Below are 16,598 nucleotides of genomic sequence, written 5' to 3' on the forward strand. Positions count from 1 at the left end.
GCATCCGAAGCCCGCCGGGCCGTCTCAGCCTGCCGGCGCCGCCTGCCGCGTCCGCGCCGCCGTCACAGCCGCGGGCGCCGGCCCACCGGCCATCCAGTCCAGCAGTTCCACCGTATGCGCCACCGGCAGCCCGCCATCCCCCAACTGCGTCAGGCAACCGATATTCCCGGAGGCGATGAGATCCGCGCCCGTCCGGTGCAGGTGTTCCAGCTTCCGCTCCCGCAACCGCCCGGCGATCTCGGGCTGCAGGATGTTGTAGGTGCCCGCACTGCCGCAGCAGAGATGTGCCTCGGCTGGCACCCGGACACCAAAGCCTGCCCGCTCCAGCAGCGCCTTCGGCACGCCCGTGATCTGCTGGCCGTGCTGCAGGCTGCAGGCGGCCTGATAGGCCACGGTGAGCCCCGGCCGTTCCCGCAGCGGCTCATAGCCAAAGCGGTCCAGCACCTCTGAAATATCCTTGGCGAGTTCCGCCACCCGCGCCGCCCGGTCCCGCAGCCGCGGCTCGGCTTCCCGGAAAATGTGCCCGTAATCCTTCACCGTCGTGCCGCAGCCCGAGGCATTGATGACGATGGCGTCCAGACCCTCGCCCTCAGCCTCCGCGGCCCAGGCCTCGATGTTGCGCCGGGCCAGCGCGTGGGAGGACTCTTGCCGACCCATATGGTGGGTGAGCGCCCCGCAGCAGCCCTGCCCGGCCGTCACCACCACCTCCAGCCCCATTCGGGTCAGCAGCCGGATCGTCGCCTCGTTGATGGAGGGTGCAAGCACGGTCTGCGCGCAGCCTGTCAGCAGCGCCACGCGGCCGCGCCGCAATCCCTGGGCCGGATGTACCGCGGCCCGCGCGGAATCGCTGGGCGGCGGCAGGGCTGGCGGCGCCAGATCCAGCATCGCCCGCACCCGCCGGGCCGTCACCGAGGTTCCGCCAAAGAGCCCCCGCAGCGGCTTGGCCAGCCGCGCCCCGGCGAGGGCCACCCGGAACAGCCGGGGCCGTGGCAGCACCAGCGCCAGTACCCCGCGCAGCATCCGCTCCACGATCGGCCGCTGATAGGTTTCCTCGATATGATGCCGGGCATGGTCCACCAGATGCATGTAGTGGACGCCGCTCGGGCAGGTCGTCATGCAGGACAGGCAGGACAGGCAACGGTCCACATGCCGCACCTCCTCCTCCGCAGCCGCCCGGCCGGATTCCAGCATGTCCTTGATCAGGTAGATGCGCCCGCGCGGGCTATCCAGCTCGTCACCCAGCAGCACGAAGGTCGGGCAGGTCGCGGTGCAGAAGCCGCAATGCACACAGGTCCGCAGGATGCGGTTGGATTCCCGCATCTCGGGATCGGCGAGTTGGGCCTCCGTGAACTCTGTCCGCATGCCGCTCCCCCGGTTAGCCGGGCGCAACTGCACGCACCCGGTCTCGTTGCTCAGATAAGCAGATAATGGGCCGCCTTGGCCTGCGCCAGCGGCGCCCACCATTCACAAAGGGAATTCCTATCAGCATGACCACCCTGCCCATGCAGTTCGCACGGCCGGCCAAGGCGGACATGCATCGCCTCGGGCGGGCTGAGGCGGAGCGTCAGGCCATGCTCCTCACCATCCCCGGCCGCGCTGCGTCGCGCCTGCCCGGAGATGGCGGCCAAGTCCTTCGGACTGGCGGCGGCCATGCCCCTCGCGCCGTGGAGCGGCAAGTCCGCCTCGTCTGGTCGCGCGATAACTGACGCCTGGCTCTTCCGGACCTCCGTGGCGAGGCATCCTGGGGCGGTCAGCAAACAGACCGCTGCCTGCCCCCTCGCAGCCCCAGGCGAGGCCGGAATACTCATACTTCCCAAAGACCAGGCGAGAGGGCTCGGGGACATCCAGATTTGCGGCGGTCAGAACGAACCGCGCGATGTCGCAGCCCGGCCTGACAAAGCCCAGCGGAGGTCGCCGCAGCGGTCCCGGAAGCTGACGGGCGCCCCTGCCCGTGCCGCCGGGCCAAGTCGTCAGCCCGCGAAGGGATCGCTGACGGTGATGGTGTCGTCGCGCTCCGGGCTCGTGGAGAGCAGCGTCACCGGAGCCTCCACCAGCTCCTCGATCCGGCGCACATACTTGATGGCCTGCGCTGGCAGCTCTGCCCAGGAGCGGGCGCCGCGCGTGCTGCCCGACCAGCCCTCGATCGTCTCATAGACCGGCTTGGCGGCCTCCTGGGCCTTCATGCCGGAGGGCAGGCGCTTCAGCACCTCGCCATTGATCTCGTAGCCCGTGCAGATCTTCAGCTCGGGCAGCCCGTCCAGCACGTCCAGCTTGGTCAGGACCAGGCCTTGCACGCCGCCGACCTTCACGGCCTGGCGGACGAGGCAGGCATCGAACCAGCCGCAGCGGCGCGGGCGGCCGGTGACGGTGCCGAACTCATGGCCGCGCTCGCCCAGTAGCTTGCCCGTGTCGTCGAAGAGCTCCGTCGGGAAGGGGCCGGAGCCAACGCGGGTGGTGTAGGCCTTCGCGATGCCCAGGATGGTGCCGATATAATGCGGCCCCACCCCCGCCCCCGCCGCCGCATTGCCGGCCACGGTGTTGGAGGAGGTGACATAGGGATAGGTGCCGTGATCGACATCGAGCATCACGGCCTGCGCGCCCTCGAACATCACGCGCTTGCCCTCATGGCGCGCGGCGTCCAGCCGCTCCCACACCGCCTCCATGAAGGGCAGCAGCTTCGGCGCCCAGCCGAGCAGCTTCTCCATCAGCGCCGACTTCTCGAAAGTCTCGGCGCCGAGGCCCTTCAGCAGCGTGTTGTGGTGCAACAGCAGCTCGTCGAGCTTGCGGTCCAGCGTCTCCGGCTCAGCAAGGTCACAGAGGCGGATGGCGCGGCGCGCCACCTTGTCCTCATAGGCCGGACCGATGCCACGGCCCGTGGTGCCGATGGCATTCTTCCCGCGCGCCGCCTCGCGCGCCTTGTCGATCGCGCTGTGCAGCGGAAGGATCAGCGGCGTGTTCTCGGCGATGCGCAGGTTGTGGGGGCCGACCTCCAGCCCCTGCGCGCGCACCTTCTCAATCTCCGAGAGCAGCGCATCGGGGTCCAGCACCACGCCGTTGCCGATGATGCCGAGCTTGCCGCGCACGACGCCGGAGGGAAGCAGGCTCAGCTTGTAGGTCTGGTTGCCCACCACCAGCGTGTGGCCCGCATTATGGCCACCCTGGAACCGCACGACGATATCGGCGCGGCTGGCGAGCCAGTCCACCACCTTGCCCTTGCCCTCGTCACCCCACTGGGCGCCGATGATGGCGACATTGGCCATGGAACTACTCCTTGCTCAGCGGCACGGCTTGCGTGCCGCGCAATTCATGCGTGCAGCCCAGCGCACGCGCCTCATCGGCGGCCGAAAGCGCCGCCACCGTCACAAACCCGGCCCGCCGCAGCGCGGCCGCCGCCGCGGGATCATGCCCGGCGGGAAGGAAGACGCGGTCCGGCGGCGCCGGTACCGGCGCCGCCCGGAGCGCCGCGTCCGGATAAAGGCTGAGCCCCGTCGCCGGTTCCTCACCGCTCATGTAACGCCCGCCGCGTCCCAGTTCTCCTGTGCGTCCGGGTCCATAAAGCGTGAAGGCCACGCCCGTGTGATAGCGGAAACCCCGGAACTCCACAGGGTCCAGCGTGATCCGCAGTCCCGGCACACGCCGCCGCAGCGCCGCGATCACCTCGGCGGCATTGTTGGCGATCCGGCGCGGCCCTTCAGGCAAAGGCGCGGCGCGCAGTGCCTTAAGCGCCCCGTCCGCCGGCCCGGCCGCCGCCAGCAGCCCGATCAGGAAAATGGCGGGCGGCCCAGCCTGCTCCGCCAGCCGCTCCACGGCGGCTGCATCCTTCCGGTCCAGCGCCCGGGCCAGCCGGTTGCGATCTGCCCCCTCCAGCCCGGCCGCATCCAGCAGCGCGGGCGACATGGCGGGAAGGGTGATGTCCAGCGCCACATCCTGGATTCCGACGGCCGCCAGCGCCTCCACGCCGAGCGCCGCCGCCTCCGCATCGGCCTCCGCGCTATCCACGCCGATCAGCTCCACGCCAAGCTGCGGCAGCTGCCGTTCCGGCGCGATCTGCGTGCCGCGCACGCGGAGCACCTGCCCGGCATAGGAAAGTCGCAACGGCCGCGGCACGTCGCGCAGCCGCGTTGCTGCGATCCGCGCAACCTGCGGCGTCGTATCCGCCCGCAGCCCCATCATGCGCTGGCTGACCGGGTCCATCAGCCGGAAGGTCTGGTCCGCCAGGGCCGCGCCCGAGCCGGTCAGCAGCCCCTCCTCGAATTCCAGCAGCGGCGGCTTCACCCGCTCGTAGCCATGGCTGGCGAAGACCGCCATCATCGCCTCCACAAGCGCCGCCTCCCGCGCCGCCTCGGGCGGCAGCAGGTCAGACAGGCCGGCGGGCAGCAGGGCCGGGTTGGGCGGATCGTCGGTCATCGGGAGGAAACGGGACGCTCGCAGCTTTTTCGCGCCGTGAATGGCAGCGCGGGCCCCGCGCCGCAACCCCGCCGTGCTCGGGTCAGCCGAAACGCCCGGTCATGGCGCCGCCTTAACCGCGCCGTCATTGGCTGGACCTGGGAAAGTACGTTTCCCCACCCCAGCTCGGCAGGAGAGGAATCCTGTCATGAAACATGCCCTGCTCGCCCTCCCGCTTCTTCTCGCGGCCTGCGGCGACGCTCGCCTCACCGACCGCATCGGCCTCGCCGACCCGCTGCGCGACGTGGCGCGCCAGGCTCCCTTCGAATTCGGCGATACGGAGCGTCTCGCCGGCCGCCCCGCCGAGGCCGCTCGGGTCGCCGCGGAAATCGAGGCCTTCGCCAGGGCGACCGAGATCAACCCGCTCTGGACCCACACCCGCAACGCGCTGCTGCAGCCCCAGCTTCAGATCGCGCGCCGCGAGTTCCGCCAAGCCCTGGGCGTTCCGCCATCCACCCCGCCCGAGGTCGCCATCCGCGCCTTCGCCGATGCCTCTCAGGCGCTGAGCCAGTACAACACCCCGGCAGCCGAGGCAGCGCTGGCCCCGGTCGGCGGCGCCGCCACCCTCGCCCGTCTCTCGAACCTCCCTCGCCTCCCCAGGGTGGAGGAAGCCGCCCAGGCCCTGGCCATCGAGGTGAACGAGCGGCATCGCGGCAACGGCTAACGGGTTCTTCACCGCGACGGCCGTACCCTCCCGCCGGCCAGGAAGCCGGAGGACCGGAATTGCCCCATAACAGCCCCGACCCGCAGGACCCGGAGCCAGATACGGCCCGCGCCCTCGCGCTGCACCGCGCCGGGGACCTCGTAGCGGCCGAGCCCATCTACCGTGCGGTCCTCGCCCGCTTCCCCCGCCACTTCGCCGCCCTGCACCTGCTCGGGCTGCTGCGGGCCATGGCAGGCGACCCAGCCGGCGCCGTTCCCTTGCTCCGCCGCGCGATCGCGGAGAATCCGCGCCAGGGCTTCGTCCACAGCAATCTCGGCAATGCGCTGGTGGAGCTCGGCCATGCCGATGAAGGCCTGGCCGCCTTCGACCGCGCCATCGCGCTCGACCCGGGGCTGGTGGAGGCCCGGATCGGCAGGGGCAACGCCCTCCATGCCCTGGGCCGCGCCGCCGAGGCCCTGGCCGCCCATGAATCCGCCCGCGCCCTGGGGGCCGACCTGCCGGAGCTGCACAACAACCGCGGAAATGTCCTGCGCGAGCTGAACCGGCCGGCAGAGGCCCTGGCCGCCTATGACGAGGCGATCGCCCGCAATCCCACCTACGCCACCGCCCATGCCAACCGCGCCACAGCCCTGGCCGACCTGGACCGGGACGCGGAAGCCCTGGCCAGCATCGAGATCGCCCTCATGCTCCGCCCCGACGATCCCGGCGCACTGACCACCCGCGGCATCATCCTGCGCGGCCTGCGGCGCCCCGCCGAGGCCCTGGCGAGCTTCGACCGCGCCCTTTCCCTGAACCCGAACCTGACTGACGCTCATGCCAGCCGCACCGCCGCGCTTTGCGACCTCGGCCGGCATGAGGAGGCGCTGGCCAGCGCCGACCGGGCCCTTACCATTTCCGAAACCGCCAACGCCCATCGCAACCGCGCCGCTGCCCTCGCGCGCCTGGGCCGCCATGAGGAAGCCGAGCGGGCCGACCGTGCCGCCCTGCGCTCCGATCCCGCCTCCGGCGAGGCCTGGAACGGCAGGGGCAACGCCCTGACCGAACTGGGCCGCTTCGAGGAGGCGCTGGATTGCTTCGCCCGTGCCGCCGCCCTGCATCCCGGCAATCGCAGCATCCCCTACAACCGTGGCAACGCGCTGCGTGGCCTCGGCCGCCATGCCGAGGCAATCGCGGCCTTCACCGAGGCGCAGGCGATCGATCCCGAATTCGCCGATGCCCGTTGGAACGAGGCGCTGAGCCGCCTTGCCCTTGGGGAGCTGGAGGCCGGCTTCGCGGGCTATGAATGGCGCTGGCGCCGCAAGGGCCGCCCGCCCCATCGCCACGCCGCCAGCCTCCTCTGGGGTGGCGAGCCCATGGCAGGCCGCACCCTCCTTCTCCATGCGGAACAAGGCATGGGCGACACCATCCAGATGCTCCGTTATCTCCCCCAGGCCGCCGCACGCGGTGGCCGTCTGGTGCTGGAGGTGCAGCCTTCCCTGGTCCCCCTGCTGCGCGGCTTCCCCGGCATCGACGCCCTCCTCACCCCCGAGGACCCCACCCCGCCCCATGACGCGCAATGCCCGCTCATGAGCCTGCCCTTGGTGCTCGGCACCACCCTCGGCACCATTCCCTCCCCGGTCGCCCCATCCGTGGACCCCGCCCGCATCGCCGCCTGGGAGGCCAGCCTGCCGCGCGGCCGCATGCGCCTGGGCATCGCCTGCTCCGGCAATCCCGCCCATCTGGGCGACCGCCACCGCTCCATTCCCCTCGCCCTTTTTGCCCCCGTGCTGCGCCCGGGCGTGGAGGCCTTCCTTGTCCAGACCGATTTACGCCCGGAGGACGAGGCCTTTCTGGCCACCACGCCAGCGCTCACCGATCTCCGCCCGCGCCTGCGGGATTTCACCGACACCGCCGCCGCGCTCCACACCATGGATGCTGTGCTCTGCGTGGACACCAGCGTCGCCCATCTGGCCGCGACGCTGGGCCGCCCCGTCCATATGCTCATCCCGCCCCTGCCGGACTGGCGCTGGTTCCTCCACCGCACGGACAGCCCCTGGTACCCGAGCCTGCGCCTGCACCGCCGCACGCGCGAGGAAGGCTGGGAGGCGGTGATCGCGCGTGCCGCCACCTGCCTGGCAGGAGCGGAGCGCCTCGCGGCCTGAAACCGCGCAGGGCAGATCACGCCGCCTCCATCATTATGGGACGGCGCCTTGCCAAGCCGGCGCGAACGGGTCGATCCTGCGCGACGCCGCCAGAACGGCACGGAGAGGAACGTCATGATACGCGGGGCACCCCGCCGCGCGCGTCACGGGACCCGCGCCGCTCCAGCCGCTTCCGGCACCTCGCCAGGAGAGTGTTCCGTATGACTATCGGCCTTCGCATCGCGGAGACGCGCCCCGAATCCGACGCCGCCCTGATCGCCCGCGCCGCGAAACTGCCCGTCGCGAATATCGGCGATGTCATGAGCCGCCTTCAGTCCATGCGCGGCGGCTTCCTGGCCTATGGCGGCCGCAGGGCCTTTGTCGGCCCCGCCCTGACCGTGAAGGCGCGCCCGGGCGACAACCTCTTCCTGCACCGCGCGATCGACCTGGCCCGCCCGGGAGAGGTGATCGTCTGCGATGGCGGCGGGGACCTGAACATCGCCCTCGCCGGCGACCTGATGATCGGCCATGCGACCGCGCGCGGCGTCGGCGCCCTGGTGATCGACGGCGCCATCCGCGATATCGAGGGCGTCCGCAAGATGGATATCGGCGTCTGGGCGCGCGGCGCGAATCCCTCGGGCCCCTACAAGGACGGCCCGGGCGAGATCGGCTACCCCATCGCCTGCGGCGGTCAGGTGGTGATGCCCGGCGACCTGATCGCGGCGGATGAGGACGGCGTGGTCGTCATTCCGCGGGCCGAGGCCGCCAAGGTCATCGCGGATGCCGAGAAGCACGCGGCCAAGGAGGCGGAGACGACCGCCGCCATCCATGGCGGCGGCTGGGTGCGCGGCTGGGTCGAGGAGACCCTGGCGGCCAAGGGCGTGTCGGTCACCCGCTGATGCCCGCCGCCCCGCTGCAGGTCCCTGCCGAACGCGTCCGGCGCCAGATCCTGAACGTGCTCCACGCCTGGGGCATGGCGGAGGATCTGGCCGCCACCACTGCCGAGGCGATGGTGGAGACCGACCTCATGGGCATCGACAGCCACGGGCTGTCGATGCTGATGATGTACGAGACCTTCCGGAACAGCGGGCAGCTCGACCTGACGGCACGGCCGCGCGTGGTGTTGGATTCGCCCGCCACCGCGCTGGTGGATGGCGGCGCGAATCTCGGCCATCCCAACGCGGATTTCGCCATGCGCCTTGCGGTGGAGAAGGCGCGCGCGGCCGGGATCGGCGCCGTGGGCGTGCGGAATTCGCACCATTTCGGTGCGGCCGGCCATTACGCCCGCATTGCCTCCGCAGCAGGGGTGATCGGCTTCATCACCAGCTCCGCGCGCACCGTGCTGATGGTGCCCACGCGCGGCACGCTGCCGCTGCTCGGCGCCAATCCCATCGCCTTCGCGGCGCCGGCACTGCGGAACCGCCCCTTCGTGCTGGATATCTCCTCTACCACCGTCGCGGCCAACAAAGTGAAGGTCTACGACCTGAACGGGAAGCCGATCCCCGAGGGCTGGGTGGTGGACGAGGCCGGGCGTCCCGTGACCGATTCCGCCGAGGCCATGGAGGTCATCTTCAAGCGTCCGGGTGGCGGGGTTACGCCACTGGGCGGCGCGGAGGTGACGGGCGGGCATAAGGGCTATGGCCTGGGCGTGATGGTGCAGATTCTCTCCACCACCCTCACCGGCGCGGCCTTCGGAGCCATCCGGAACAAGACGCGCAAGCCCGGCGATCCCGATGATGTCGGCCATTTCTTCATGGCGATCGACCCGCGAGCCTTCCGGCCCGAGGGTGGGTTCGAGGAGGAACTGGACGCCATGATCGACGAACTGCATGCGACGCCGCCCGCCGATCCGGCGCGCCCCGTGCTGGTGGCCGGCGATCCGGAGGAGGCAGAGCGGGAGCGCCGCCTGGCCGAAGGCATCCCCGTGCCCGTCACTTTGGATACGCTTATCCGCGACATCTGCAAGCGATCGGGGGCAGGCTACGTGCTGACCGACGGCTAGCGCGCATCGCCGCGCGGCTGTTTCTTGATGACAGGCGCGAGGCGAGAAGGGGAGGACAGAACAAGATGATGACGACCACCCGCCGGGGCCTCCTCGGCGCAGCCGGCACGGCGCTCGCCTGCCCGGCGCTCGCGCAGCAGATCGGCCCCTGGCAGCCCACACGTCCCATCCAGCTGATCGTCGGCTACGCGCCGGGTGGGGGCAGCGACATCATCGCCCGCACCATCGCGGAAGCCTGCGCGCCACTGATGCCCGTGCCGATGGTGGTGGTTAACAAGCCCGGCGCGGGTGGTGCGCTTGCGGCCGAGTTCGTGGCGCGCGCCGCGCCCGATGGTCACACGCTGGTCATGCATGGGGGCAGCGAGAGCACCTCCCTGCCCGCCTTCCGCGACGTGCCCTACGACCCCAAGAAATCCTTCCGCGCCGTGATCCGCCTAACTCGGAACGGGCACATCCTGTCCTGCAAGGGCGGCGCGCAGCCGCGCTATCCCGACCTCGCCGCGGCGCTCGCGGTGGCCAAGGCCGACCCAGGCGGGTTGGCGCATGGCTCCGCGGGCATCGGCTCCCTTTCCCACGCCATCTTCATCCTGATCGAGCGTGCGGCGGGCGTGCAGTTCCTGCATGTGCCCTATACCGGCGGCGGCCCGGCGCTGCAGGCGCTGCTGGCCGGTCAGACACAACTCAACGTCAACGCGACGGACGAGCTGGGCAGCCAGGTCACCTCCGGCGAGCTGAAGGCCCTTGCCATCGCCTCGGAAAAGCGTGCGCCGGCCTACAAGGATGTGCCAACGCTGCGTGAACTGGGCTACGACATCGTCGCCGACAACATGAAGGGCTGGGTCGGCCCCGCCGGCATGACGGATGAGATGGTGACCTATCTGCATGACCGCTTCCGGCAGGGCATGCAAACCGCCACCTGGTCCCGCTTCATGGAACGAGTGGGCGAGGCCGATGGCTATGCCGATGGCCCGGCCTTCCAGCAATCAATGGACCGGCTGCTGGATTCCATCCGCGCCGCACTAGGAAGGAGTTAACCCCATGGACACCGCCATGTCGGAGGGGACGAAAGCGCTGGATCCGATCACGCCGCCCGCGCATGTCGCCTTCATCGGGCTTGGCGTCATGGGCGCCGCCATGGCGGCCAACATCGCCAAGAACGGCTTCGCGCTCACCGTGCACAATCGCAGCCGCGAAAAGGCGGCGGCGCTGGAGGCGGCCAGCGCCCGCTGGGCGCCGACGGCGGCCGAGGCCGCGGATGGCGCTGCCTGCATCGGCCTGTGCCTGCCCGACACGCCGGATGTGGAACGGGTGCTCTTTGGTCCCCAGGGCGTGGCCGAAGGCGTGGCGCCGGGCACGGTGGTCATCGACTTCAGCACCATTGCCGCCGCCCCCGCCGCCAGCTTCGCGAAGCGGCTGCTGGAAGAGCGCGGCGCCTATCTGCTGGACAGCCCGGTCAGCGGCGGCCCCGCCGGCGCACGCGACGGCACGCTCACCTGCATGATTGGCGGCGATGCTACCGCCTTCGCCGCCGCAAGGCGCTTCCTGGAATCCGTCGGTCGGACCTTCACCCATCTCGGCCCGCCCGGCGCCGGGCAGGTCTGCAAATCGGCGAACCAGCTTCTCGTCGCCGCGACGATGCAGGCGGTATCGGAGGCGCTGGCGCTGGGCCGCAAGGCCGGGCTGGACCCAATGGCCATGCGCCAGGCTCTGCTGGGCGGCTCGGCCAAGTCCTTCGTGCTGGAAAACCATGCGAAGCGCATGATCGAGGGCACGTTGCAGCCCGGCTTCCGAGCGGAGCTCATGCGCAAGGACACGCGCCTCTCACTGGCCGCCATGCGCGACCACGGCGTCTTCGCCCCCGCCACCGCCATGGTGGCGCAGATGATGGAAGCACTGGTGAATAGCGGGCGCGGCGGCATGGATTCGGCCGCCCTCAGCCTGCTGGTGGCCGAGCTGTCGGGACTGGAGCCTCGGGCTTAATCCGGCCGGGCTGCGGATGCTCTCCACCCTTGCGGTGGTCGGGGCCATGCGGTCCCTGGCGGCGGCGGCGGGCGAGACCGCGGCCGGCACGCGCATCGACGCGGATTTCAGCCCGACCGTCGGGCTGCTCGCCCGCATCCGCGGCGGCGAGCGGGCGGATCTGGTGATCCTGACCGCCGAGGGCGTGTCGGAACTGATTGCCGAGGGCCTGCTTGACGCGGAGAGCCGCACGGATCTCGTGCGCTTCCATATCGGGCTCGCCGTGCGGGCCGGGGCGCCACATCCACCCATGGCCACGGTGGAGGAGCTGCGTGCGACGCTGCTGGCGGCGCCCTCGATCGCCTATTCGCGCACCGGCGCGCGGCGAGGCCGCCCTTGCCGTGCAGCAGGTCAGCGAATTGCTAGCCGTGCCCGGCATCGAGGTGATCGGCCGCCTGCCCCCTGAGATGGGCACGGTCGCGATCTTCACGGCCGCCGCCTTCCAGGGTGCCGCGCAGCCCGTCACCAGCGGGCTGATCCGTTTCCTTTCCTCCCCCGAAGCCGCCCCCACCCTGGAGGCCGCCGGCCTCGAGCCGATCACTGCGTCCCACTGACCCCCGGCGCACCGCCGTGAGAAGGGCCGGAGGAGAATTTCTGATCTTCCCGGCGCCAACAGGGTCGTCCGTGCCGTCAACCGGCCGCACAGTATCAGCAACGGTGCCGTCCCCCCTATCCGTCTTATCGCCTGCGAGCAGGTCGATGAGGCTGGGCAGCAACGAGGCGCCGACGGCCACCAGGGGGTGCCATCGTCGTTCTCCAGTTCGCCAAGGTTCTGGCGGGCGCGCTCGCAACGGGATTCCGGGTTGCAGAACGATCTGTTTTGGTACTACCCGGAGCCATGCAGCAACTTAGGTATTCACGCCGGGTGCCTCTTCCGCCGCCGCCTGGCTTCGCCCGTATCACCGGGATCACTGTCAGTCGGAGCTCCGAACCTGGCCCCATTCGCTACGTTGTAGAATGTGAAACCGCCGACGGGCTGACCGAGACACTGGTGTCCCTTGAGCGCATGCATGCCCTCCGCATGTTCGACGCGTTCTGGGGCGAGGAGCTTGTTCCGCTCATCAGGTGCTGCTGCCGCGCGGCGGGATGATTGCTGGTCAACAGCACCTATCCGTTCCGCTTTGCGGAATGTTTAAACTTCAACATTATTGCATGTTCTGTGTAGGACGCCGATCTCCTGCCCACTGCGGCGGCGTGGACGGACACGCGGTGGCTGGAGTAGTTGCCGAGGGTGGCAAGGCCCAGTGGCGATGGAACAGCGTTAAACCCTGCTTGCCCTTGCCGGCGGCAGAGCCGGTATCGAGCCCGGCCCGCAGTACCCCGTTCGCTGGGTCAGACCGTAGTCCCGCGCCGTGACCGGCGTCATGGCCAGGTTCCAGACCATGCCAAGGATCGTCAGGCCCGCGACAAGAATACCGCCGGCCGTCCCCACGATCTTGAGCCAGACCGGCACCTCGCTCGCGGTGGTTGCCCCCGACGGCGGATGGCGCGCGGGCCAGGCTTTCTGCCGCGATGGTGCCCCCGCCCCTGGCCGCCTTTCCACCACCGCCGGCTGTCCGAGCGCGGCGCGACGCACCAGGGGCGGGGATTCGGGCATGGACACTCCTCTCCCATTGCCCCCGCCCTTTCCGGGCCTTTCCATCGCGTGGACATTCCCGATTGGGACGTTCACCCGCGGACGGGTCAAGCGCCCCACTCACCAGATCGCTTGCAGGCCTCGCCGAAACACGCGCCGGTCCTCGGGGCCGCCGGACTGCACCCTGTCGCGGCACGGGGCTGAATTCCCGGCCATGCTGCCTGCCGCCCGGCCGTATCTGATCTCCACGCAATTCACGTGCTAGGTCGCTCCCCACGGTGGGATGGCGCGCAGGCGGGCCGATGCTGGCACTCGTCCTAAGTGGCCGGACAGGCCGGGCAGGTTGGAGGGACGACGTGAAGAAGGACTTTGCCTGGGCCAATCTGGTCTATGCCGATGTCGCACTGGCGATGTGCCTGGCGCACCAGATGCGGCACAGCGCGAAGCCGCTCCTCTTCGTGGTAGCGGGCCCGCTGGCGCCCGAGCAGATCCATGCGCTTCGGCTCTTCAGCAAGGAGATGGTGAAGACCAGGCCCGTCGAGATGAAGAACCCCCATGTGGCGGCCTTCCGGTACAGGCTCACCATGACCAAGCTCCGCATGTGGGAGCTGGAGGACTTCGAACAGGTCTGCGTGCTGGACAGCGATCTGCTGATCCTCGGAAATCCGGATGACATCCCGTTGCTGGGGAGCGAGCAATGTCTTGCCGCGGTCGAGGCACAGGATGGAAGGTGGAACAGCGGCGTGATGATCATCCGGCCGGATCGCCGCGTCGCCGCTGACATGCTGAAGCGCTACGCCGCCAGCCATCAGGGCTTCAAGCTGCCCGACCAGCAGTTCCTGAACAGATTTTGGATCGGCCGCCCCGGCGTCGCCAATCTTCCCCGGCAGTACAACGCCCGGACCACCGCGGATGCGCCGGACGCCGTCTTCTATCATTTCGCGGGCATGAAGCCCTGGGTCCTCGAACATCGCCCGAAGCTCGGCGACCTGGCGCGGCGATGGGACATCGTTGTCACGGAGGTCCGCGACATCCTGTCGAACGCAGGCATGGACGCCGACAGCTTGCTGGACAGCATCCGTGTGCGCCCGCTGGACTATTTCATGGAACAGCAGCGGCAATGGCTCAGCGGCCCAGCCCTGCCCTGAAAGCCGTGGCCCTCCCTAGCCCCGGGGTATCCGCGCAAGCAACACCGGCTCTGGCGCATAGGGCTCCAGCGGAGCGCCACTTGCCGTCCTGCCGGATTGGATAACCTCGATCACCGCGGCGGGGTCGGAAGGACTCACATGCTTGAGGTCGGTGAACCGGTACTGCCACCAGCGAACCTCCAGCAACGCGTCCACCATCTCCTTCTCGAAGCGGTATCGTAGGACCCGAGCAGGATTCCCACCCACGACCGCATAGGGTGGCACGTCCCGGGTGACCACCGCATGTGCGGCCACCACGGCACCATCGCCAATGCTCACCCCCGGCAGAAGCGCCGCATTCGCCCCCACCCATACGTCGTTCCCGATCACGGGCGCGGGCCTCTGAACGGTCTTCTCGAACTGGATGTCCCGTTCTCCCGCATCCTCCATGAAGCTCTGAACAACCGAGAAGCGCGGATCATAGAAAGCCGGGGAGGTGCTGATCTTCTCGAGGGGGTGCCGCGGGCTCGGGACGGAAAGGCCGTGAGCAATCGAGCTGTACCGGCCGATCCTCATCGCCGCTGGCAAAGGCGATCGGGAATAAGAGAAAGCCCCGATCTCGCAGATCTGCGTCCCATTCAGGATGCCGCAATAGGGCTCGACCGTGGTGGTGTTGCCGAAGGACAGCGTCATTCCCGGCTTCAGCCGGAACATCGCCTTATTGAACTCGAAGAACAGGCGGGCCTCACGCAGCCAGGCGATGCTGCGCTCGGTCAGGGTCACGTCCATAGGCAATTTTCCAAGGGCAGAACTGCACCGCGCCGGGCCTTATCGCGCTTCCGTGAGAAGCACCAAGGGAGAACCCTCCTGCCGCCTCCTCAGGCCGCGCGCTCGCCAGAACGGCCCCGCTCGCCCATAGTCGAAGGAAAGCGAGGGTCGGAGGGAAAGCCGGGATGAGGGAAGACGCCCTGATGCGCCGCATGCAGGTCATGGAACTTGTGCAGAACTGGGCGATCTGGCGCGATGCCGGCGACTGGGAACGCTTCGCGACTGTCTGGGCGCCCGAGGGCCGGATGATGGCCACCTGGTGCCAGGCCCCCGCCGCGGGCTTCATCAAGGCCAGCCAGGAAGGATGGGCCAAGGGCGTCTCCATCCTTCACTTTCTCGGCGGCTGCTCGGTGGACCTCTCCGGCCGCCGTGCCATTGCGCAAACGAAAATGACCATCTCCCAGCGTGCCCCGGTGCATGGCGTGGTGGTGGACGTGGTCTGCACCGGCCGCTTCTACGACTTCATCGAGGAGAAGGCGGATGGCTGGAAGCTGGTCCTCCGCCAGCCGATTTACGAGAAGGACCGGATGGACCCGGTGGACCCCGCCGCGCGGCTTGAGCTGGACCAGGCCTTGCTCGCCCGCTTCCCCGAGGGCTACCGCCACCTCGCCTATCTCCAGACCGGCATCGGCTATGAGGTGAAGACCGATATGCCCGGGTTGAAGGGGGAGAAGGTACAGGCGCTCTACGCTGCCGGCGCGGCCTGGCTGCGCGGGGAGGCCCTGTCCTGGGAAGAATGACCCCACCCCTCGCCTTCGTCCACGCACCGGTCGCACAGCGCGTGGTCTTCGGGGAAGGCAGCCTGGATCGCGCCGCGCCGGAGCTGGAGGCGCTGGGTGCCCGCCGCGCCCTCATCCTCTCCACCCCCGGCCAGCGCGCGCTTGGGGAACGGGTCACAGCCACCATCGGTCCGTTCGCCGCCGGTTTGCATGCCGAGGCGCGGATGCATGTGCCCGTTCGGGTGGCAGAGGCGGCCGCTGCCCGTGCCGATGAACTGGGCGCCGATGCCCTGGTGGTCGTGGGCGGCGGCAGCGCGATCGGGCTGGGCAAGGCGGTCGCGCTCTCCACCGGACTGCCGATCCTCGCGATCCCCACCACCTATTCAGGATCGGAAAACACCTCGATCTGGGGCCTGACCGAGGGCGGCGCGAAGAGCACGGGGCGCGACCCGCGCGCCCTGCCGAAGGTGGTGCTCTATGACCCAGCCCTGACCCTGGACCTTCCGCCCGCCATCTCCGCCGTGTCCGGCCTCAATGCCATCGCCCATGCGGTAGAGGTGCTCTACGCCCCCGACCGCACGCCGATCACAGCCTTGATGGCGGAGGAGGGGCTCCGCGCCCTGGCCGCCGCCCTGCCCCGCATTCTCGAGTCGCCGCGCGACCTCGCGGCGCGGGCGGAAGCCCTCTACGGCGCCTGGCTCTGCGGGACGGTGCTTGGCCAGTCCACCATGGGTCTGCACCACAAGCTCTGCCACGCGCTGGGCGGCGGCTTCGACCTGCCCCATGCCGAAACCCATGCGGTTATCCTGCCGCATGCCGCCGCCTTCAACGCCCCCGCAGCGCCCGAGGCCATGGTCCGGATCGCCCGCGCCCTGGGCGTGCAGGACGCTCCCACTGGCCTCTGGGCCCTGGCCGGGCGGCTGGGCGTGCCTCGCTCGCTCGCGGCATTGGGATTGCAGGAGGCGAACCTGCCCCGTGCCGTGCGATTGGCGACCGCCAGCCCCTATGCCAATCCGCGGCCGGTGACGGAGGCGGGAGTGGCAGCGTTGCTCGCCCGGGCGCTGGCCGGCGAGCCGCCGCTGGCCGATCCGCCCTGA

General features: G+C 69.8%; 17 protein-coding genes. 12 read left to right on the plus strand and 5 right to left on the minus strand.

Going from position 1 to position 16,598, the window contains the following annotated elements:
- Nucleotides 1-24 precede the first annotated feature (24 nt).
- Nucleotides 25-1,362 carry a glycolate oxidase subunit GlcF gene (gene glcF, locus ACO1BU_RS06965; RefSeq protein ID WP_424135193.1) on the minus strand — a complete coding sequence of 446 codons (1,338 nt, stop codon included), beginning with the start codon at nt 1,360-1,362 and terminating at the stop codon, nt 25-27.
- A gap of 125 nt (nt 1,363-1,487) precedes the next feature.
- On the opposite strand from glcF, the gene ACO1BU_RS06970 reads away from it, so the two are divergent.
- The gene (locus tag ACO1BU_RS06970; protein WP_424135194.1) at nt 1,488-1,706 is read left to right on the plus strand and encodes a hypothetical protein; all 219 of its coding nucleotides are present in this window, start codon (nt 1,488-1,490) and stop codon (nt 1,704-1,706) included.
- 264 nt (nt 1,707-1,970) lie between these two features.
- Here ACO1BU_RS06970 and ACO1BU_RS06975 read toward each other — a convergent pair whose 3' ends face one another.
- Nucleotides 1,971-3,260, minus strand: coding sequence for an adenylosuccinate synthase (locus tag ACO1BU_RS06975; RefSeq protein ID WP_424135195.1), 1,290 nt, complete (start codon nt 3,258-3,260; stop codon nt 1,971-1,973).
- Nucleotides 3,261-3,264: 4 nt separating this feature from the next.
- A complete protein-coding gene (locus ACO1BU_RS06980) occupies nt 3,265-4,407 on the minus strand; it encodes an ATP phosphoribosyltransferase regulatory subunit (RefSeq protein ID WP_424135196.1) in 1,143 nt (380 codons plus the stop codon).
- 187 nt (nt 4,408-4,594) lie between these two features.
- On the opposite strand from ACO1BU_RS06980, the gene ACO1BU_RS06985 reads away from it, so the two are divergent.
- From ACO1BU_RS06985 to ACO1BU_RS07020, 8 genes are all read left to right on the plus strand, one after another.
- Nucleotides 4,595-5,110, plus strand: coding sequence for a hypothetical protein (locus ACO1BU_RS06985; protein WP_424135197.1), 516 nt, complete (start codon nt 4,595-4,597; stop codon nt 5,108-5,110).
- A gap of 59 nt (nt 5,111-5,169) precedes the next feature.
- The gene (locus ACO1BU_RS06990; protein ID WP_424135198.1) at nt 5,170-7,251 is read left to right on the plus strand and encodes a tetratricopeptide repeat protein; all 2,082 of its coding nucleotides are present in this window, start codon (nt 5,170-5,172) and stop codon (nt 7,249-7,251) included.
- 200 nt (nt 7,252-7,451) lie between these two features.
- A complete protein-coding gene (locus tag ACO1BU_RS06995) occupies nt 7,452-8,129 on the plus strand; it encodes an RraA family protein (protein WP_424135199.1) in 678 nt (225 codons plus the stop codon).
- A complete protein-coding gene (locus tag ACO1BU_RS07000; RefSeq protein ID WP_424135200.1) occupies nt 8,129-9,232 on the plus strand; it encodes an Ldh family oxidoreductase in 1,104 nt (367 codons plus the stop codon). The genes ACO1BU_RS06995 and ACO1BU_RS07000 overlap by 1 nt, the downstream gene beginning before the upstream one ends.
- Nucleotides 9,233-9,297: 65 nt before the next feature.
- Nucleotides 9,298-10,266, plus strand: coding sequence for a Bug family tripartite tricarboxylate transporter substrate binding protein (locus ACO1BU_RS07005; RefSeq protein ID WP_424135201.1), 969 nt, complete (start codon nt 9,298-9,300; stop codon nt 10,264-10,266).
- Nucleotides 10,267-10,270: 4 nt separating this feature from the next.
- On the plus strand, nt 10,271-11,212 hold the full coding sequence (locus ACO1BU_RS07010; protein ID WP_424135202.1) for an NAD(P)-dependent oxidoreductase: 942 nt from the start codon (nt 10,271-10,273) through the stop codon (nt 11,210-11,212).
- Between the two features lie 16 nt (nt 11,213-11,228).
- Complete coding sequence (locus tag ACO1BU_RS07015) at nt 11,229-11,657, plus strand: substrate-binding domain-containing protein (protein WP_424135203.1); 429 nt, start codon at nt 11,229-11,231, stop codon at nt 11,655-11,657.
- The gene (locus ACO1BU_RS07020; protein WP_424135204.1) at nt 11,620-11,805 is read left to right on the plus strand and encodes a hypothetical protein; all 186 of its coding nucleotides are present in this window, start codon (nt 11,620-11,622) and stop codon (nt 11,803-11,805) included. Before ACO1BU_RS07015 ends, ACO1BU_RS07020 begins: the two co-directional genes overlap by 38 nt.
- A 707-nt stretch (nt 11,806-12,512) precedes the next feature.
- Here ACO1BU_RS07020 and ACO1BU_RS07025 read toward each other — a convergent pair.
- The gene (locus tag ACO1BU_RS07025; RefSeq protein ID WP_424135205.1) at nt 12,513-12,848 is read right to left on the minus strand and encodes a hypothetical protein; all 336 of its coding nucleotides are present in this window, start codon (nt 12,846-12,848) and stop codon (nt 12,513-12,515) included.
- Nucleotides 12,849-13,183: 335 nt separating this feature from the next.
- On the opposite strand from ACO1BU_RS07025, the gene ACO1BU_RS07030 reads away from it, so the two are divergent.
- On the plus strand, nt 13,184-13,975 hold the full coding sequence (locus ACO1BU_RS07030) for a glycosyltransferase family protein (RefSeq protein WP_424135206.1): 792 nt from the start codon (nt 13,184-13,186) through the stop codon (nt 13,973-13,975).
- A 15-nt stretch (nt 13,976-13,990) separates the two neighbouring features.
- Here ACO1BU_RS07030 and ACO1BU_RS07035 read toward each other — a convergent pair whose 3' ends face one another.
- On the minus strand, nt 13,991-14,743 hold the full coding sequence (locus ACO1BU_RS07035) for a CatB-related O-acetyltransferase (RefSeq protein WP_424135207.1): 753 nt from the start codon (nt 14,741-14,743) through the stop codon (nt 13,991-13,993).
- Nucleotides 14,744-14,907: 164 nt separating this feature from the next.
- On the opposite strand from ACO1BU_RS07035, the gene ACO1BU_RS07040 reads away from it, so the two are divergent.
- Nucleotides 14,908-15,522, plus strand: coding sequence for a nuclear transport factor 2 family protein (locus ACO1BU_RS07040; RefSeq protein WP_424135208.1), 615 nt, complete (start codon nt 14,908-14,910; stop codon nt 15,520-15,522).
- Entirely contained in the window at nt 15,519-16,598 is a 1,080-nt protein-coding gene (locus tag ACO1BU_RS07045) for a maleylacetate reductase (RefSeq protein ID WP_424135209.1), read from the plus strand. Before ACO1BU_RS07040 ends, ACO1BU_RS07045 begins: the two co-directional genes overlap by 4 nt.

The organism is Roseomonas chloroacetimidivorans (genome assembly GCF_049629625.1).
Taxonomy (GTDB): Bacteria; Pseudomonadota; Alphaproteobacteria; order Acetobacterales; family Acetobacteraceae; genus Roseomonas; species Roseomonas chloroacetimidivorans.

Excerpts from the sequence above, each read along its gene's own strand:
- glcF (WP_424135193.1), bottom strand. The coding sequence starts at position 1,362 with ATGCGGACAGAGTTCACGGAGGCCCAACTCGCCGATCCCGAGATGCGG.
- ACO1BU_RS06970 (WP_424135194.1), top strand. The coding sequence starts at position 1,488 with ATGACCACCCTGCCCATGCAGTTCGCACGGCCGGCCAAGGCGGACATG.
- ACO1BU_RS06975 (WP_424135195.1), bottom strand. The coding sequence starts at position 3,260 with ATGGCCAATGTCGCCATCATCGGCGCCCAGTGGGGTGACGAGGGCAAG.
- ACO1BU_RS06980 (WP_424135196.1), bottom strand. The coding sequence starts at position 4,407 with ATGACCGACGATCCGCCCAACCCGGCCCTGCTGCCCGCCGGCCTGTCT.
- ACO1BU_RS06985 (WP_424135197.1), top strand. The coding sequence starts at position 4,595 with ATGAAACATGCCCTGCTCGCCCTCCCGCTTCTTCTCGCGGCCTGCGGC.
- ACO1BU_RS06995 (WP_424135199.1), top strand. The coding sequence starts at position 7,452 with ATGACTATCGGCCTTCGCATCGCGGAGACGCGCCCCGAATCCGACGCC.
- ACO1BU_RS07000 (WP_424135200.1), top strand. The coding sequence starts at position 8,129 with ATGCCCGCCGCCCCGCTGCAGGTCCCTGCCGAACGCGTCCGGCGCCAG.
- ACO1BU_RS07005 (WP_424135201.1), top strand. The coding sequence starts at position 9,298 with ATGATGACGACCACCCGCCGGGGCCTCCTCGGCGCAGCCGGCACGGCG.
- ACO1BU_RS07010 (WP_424135202.1), top strand. The coding sequence starts at position 10,271 with ATGGACACCGCCATGTCGGAGGGGACGAAAGCGCTGGATCCGATCACG.
- ACO1BU_RS07015 (WP_424135203.1), top strand. The coding sequence starts at position 11,229 with ATGCTCTCCACCCTTGCGGTGGTCGGGGCCATGCGGTCCCTGGCGGCG.
- ACO1BU_RS07025 (WP_424135205.1), bottom strand. The coding sequence starts at position 12,848 with ATGCCCGAATCCCCGCCCCTGGTGCGTCGCGCCGCGCTCGGACAGCCG.
- ACO1BU_RS07035 (WP_424135207.1), bottom strand. The coding sequence starts at position 14,743 with ATGGACGTGACCCTGACCGAGCGCAGCATCGCCTGGCTGCGTGAGGCC.
- ACO1BU_RS07040 (WP_424135208.1), top strand. The coding sequence starts at position 14,908 with ATGAGGGAAGACGCCCTGATGCGCCGCATGCAGGTCATGGAACTTGTG.
- ACO1BU_RS07045 (WP_424135209.1), top strand. The coding sequence starts at position 15,519 with ATGACCCCACCCCTCGCCTTCGTCCACGCACCGGTCGCACAGCGCGTG.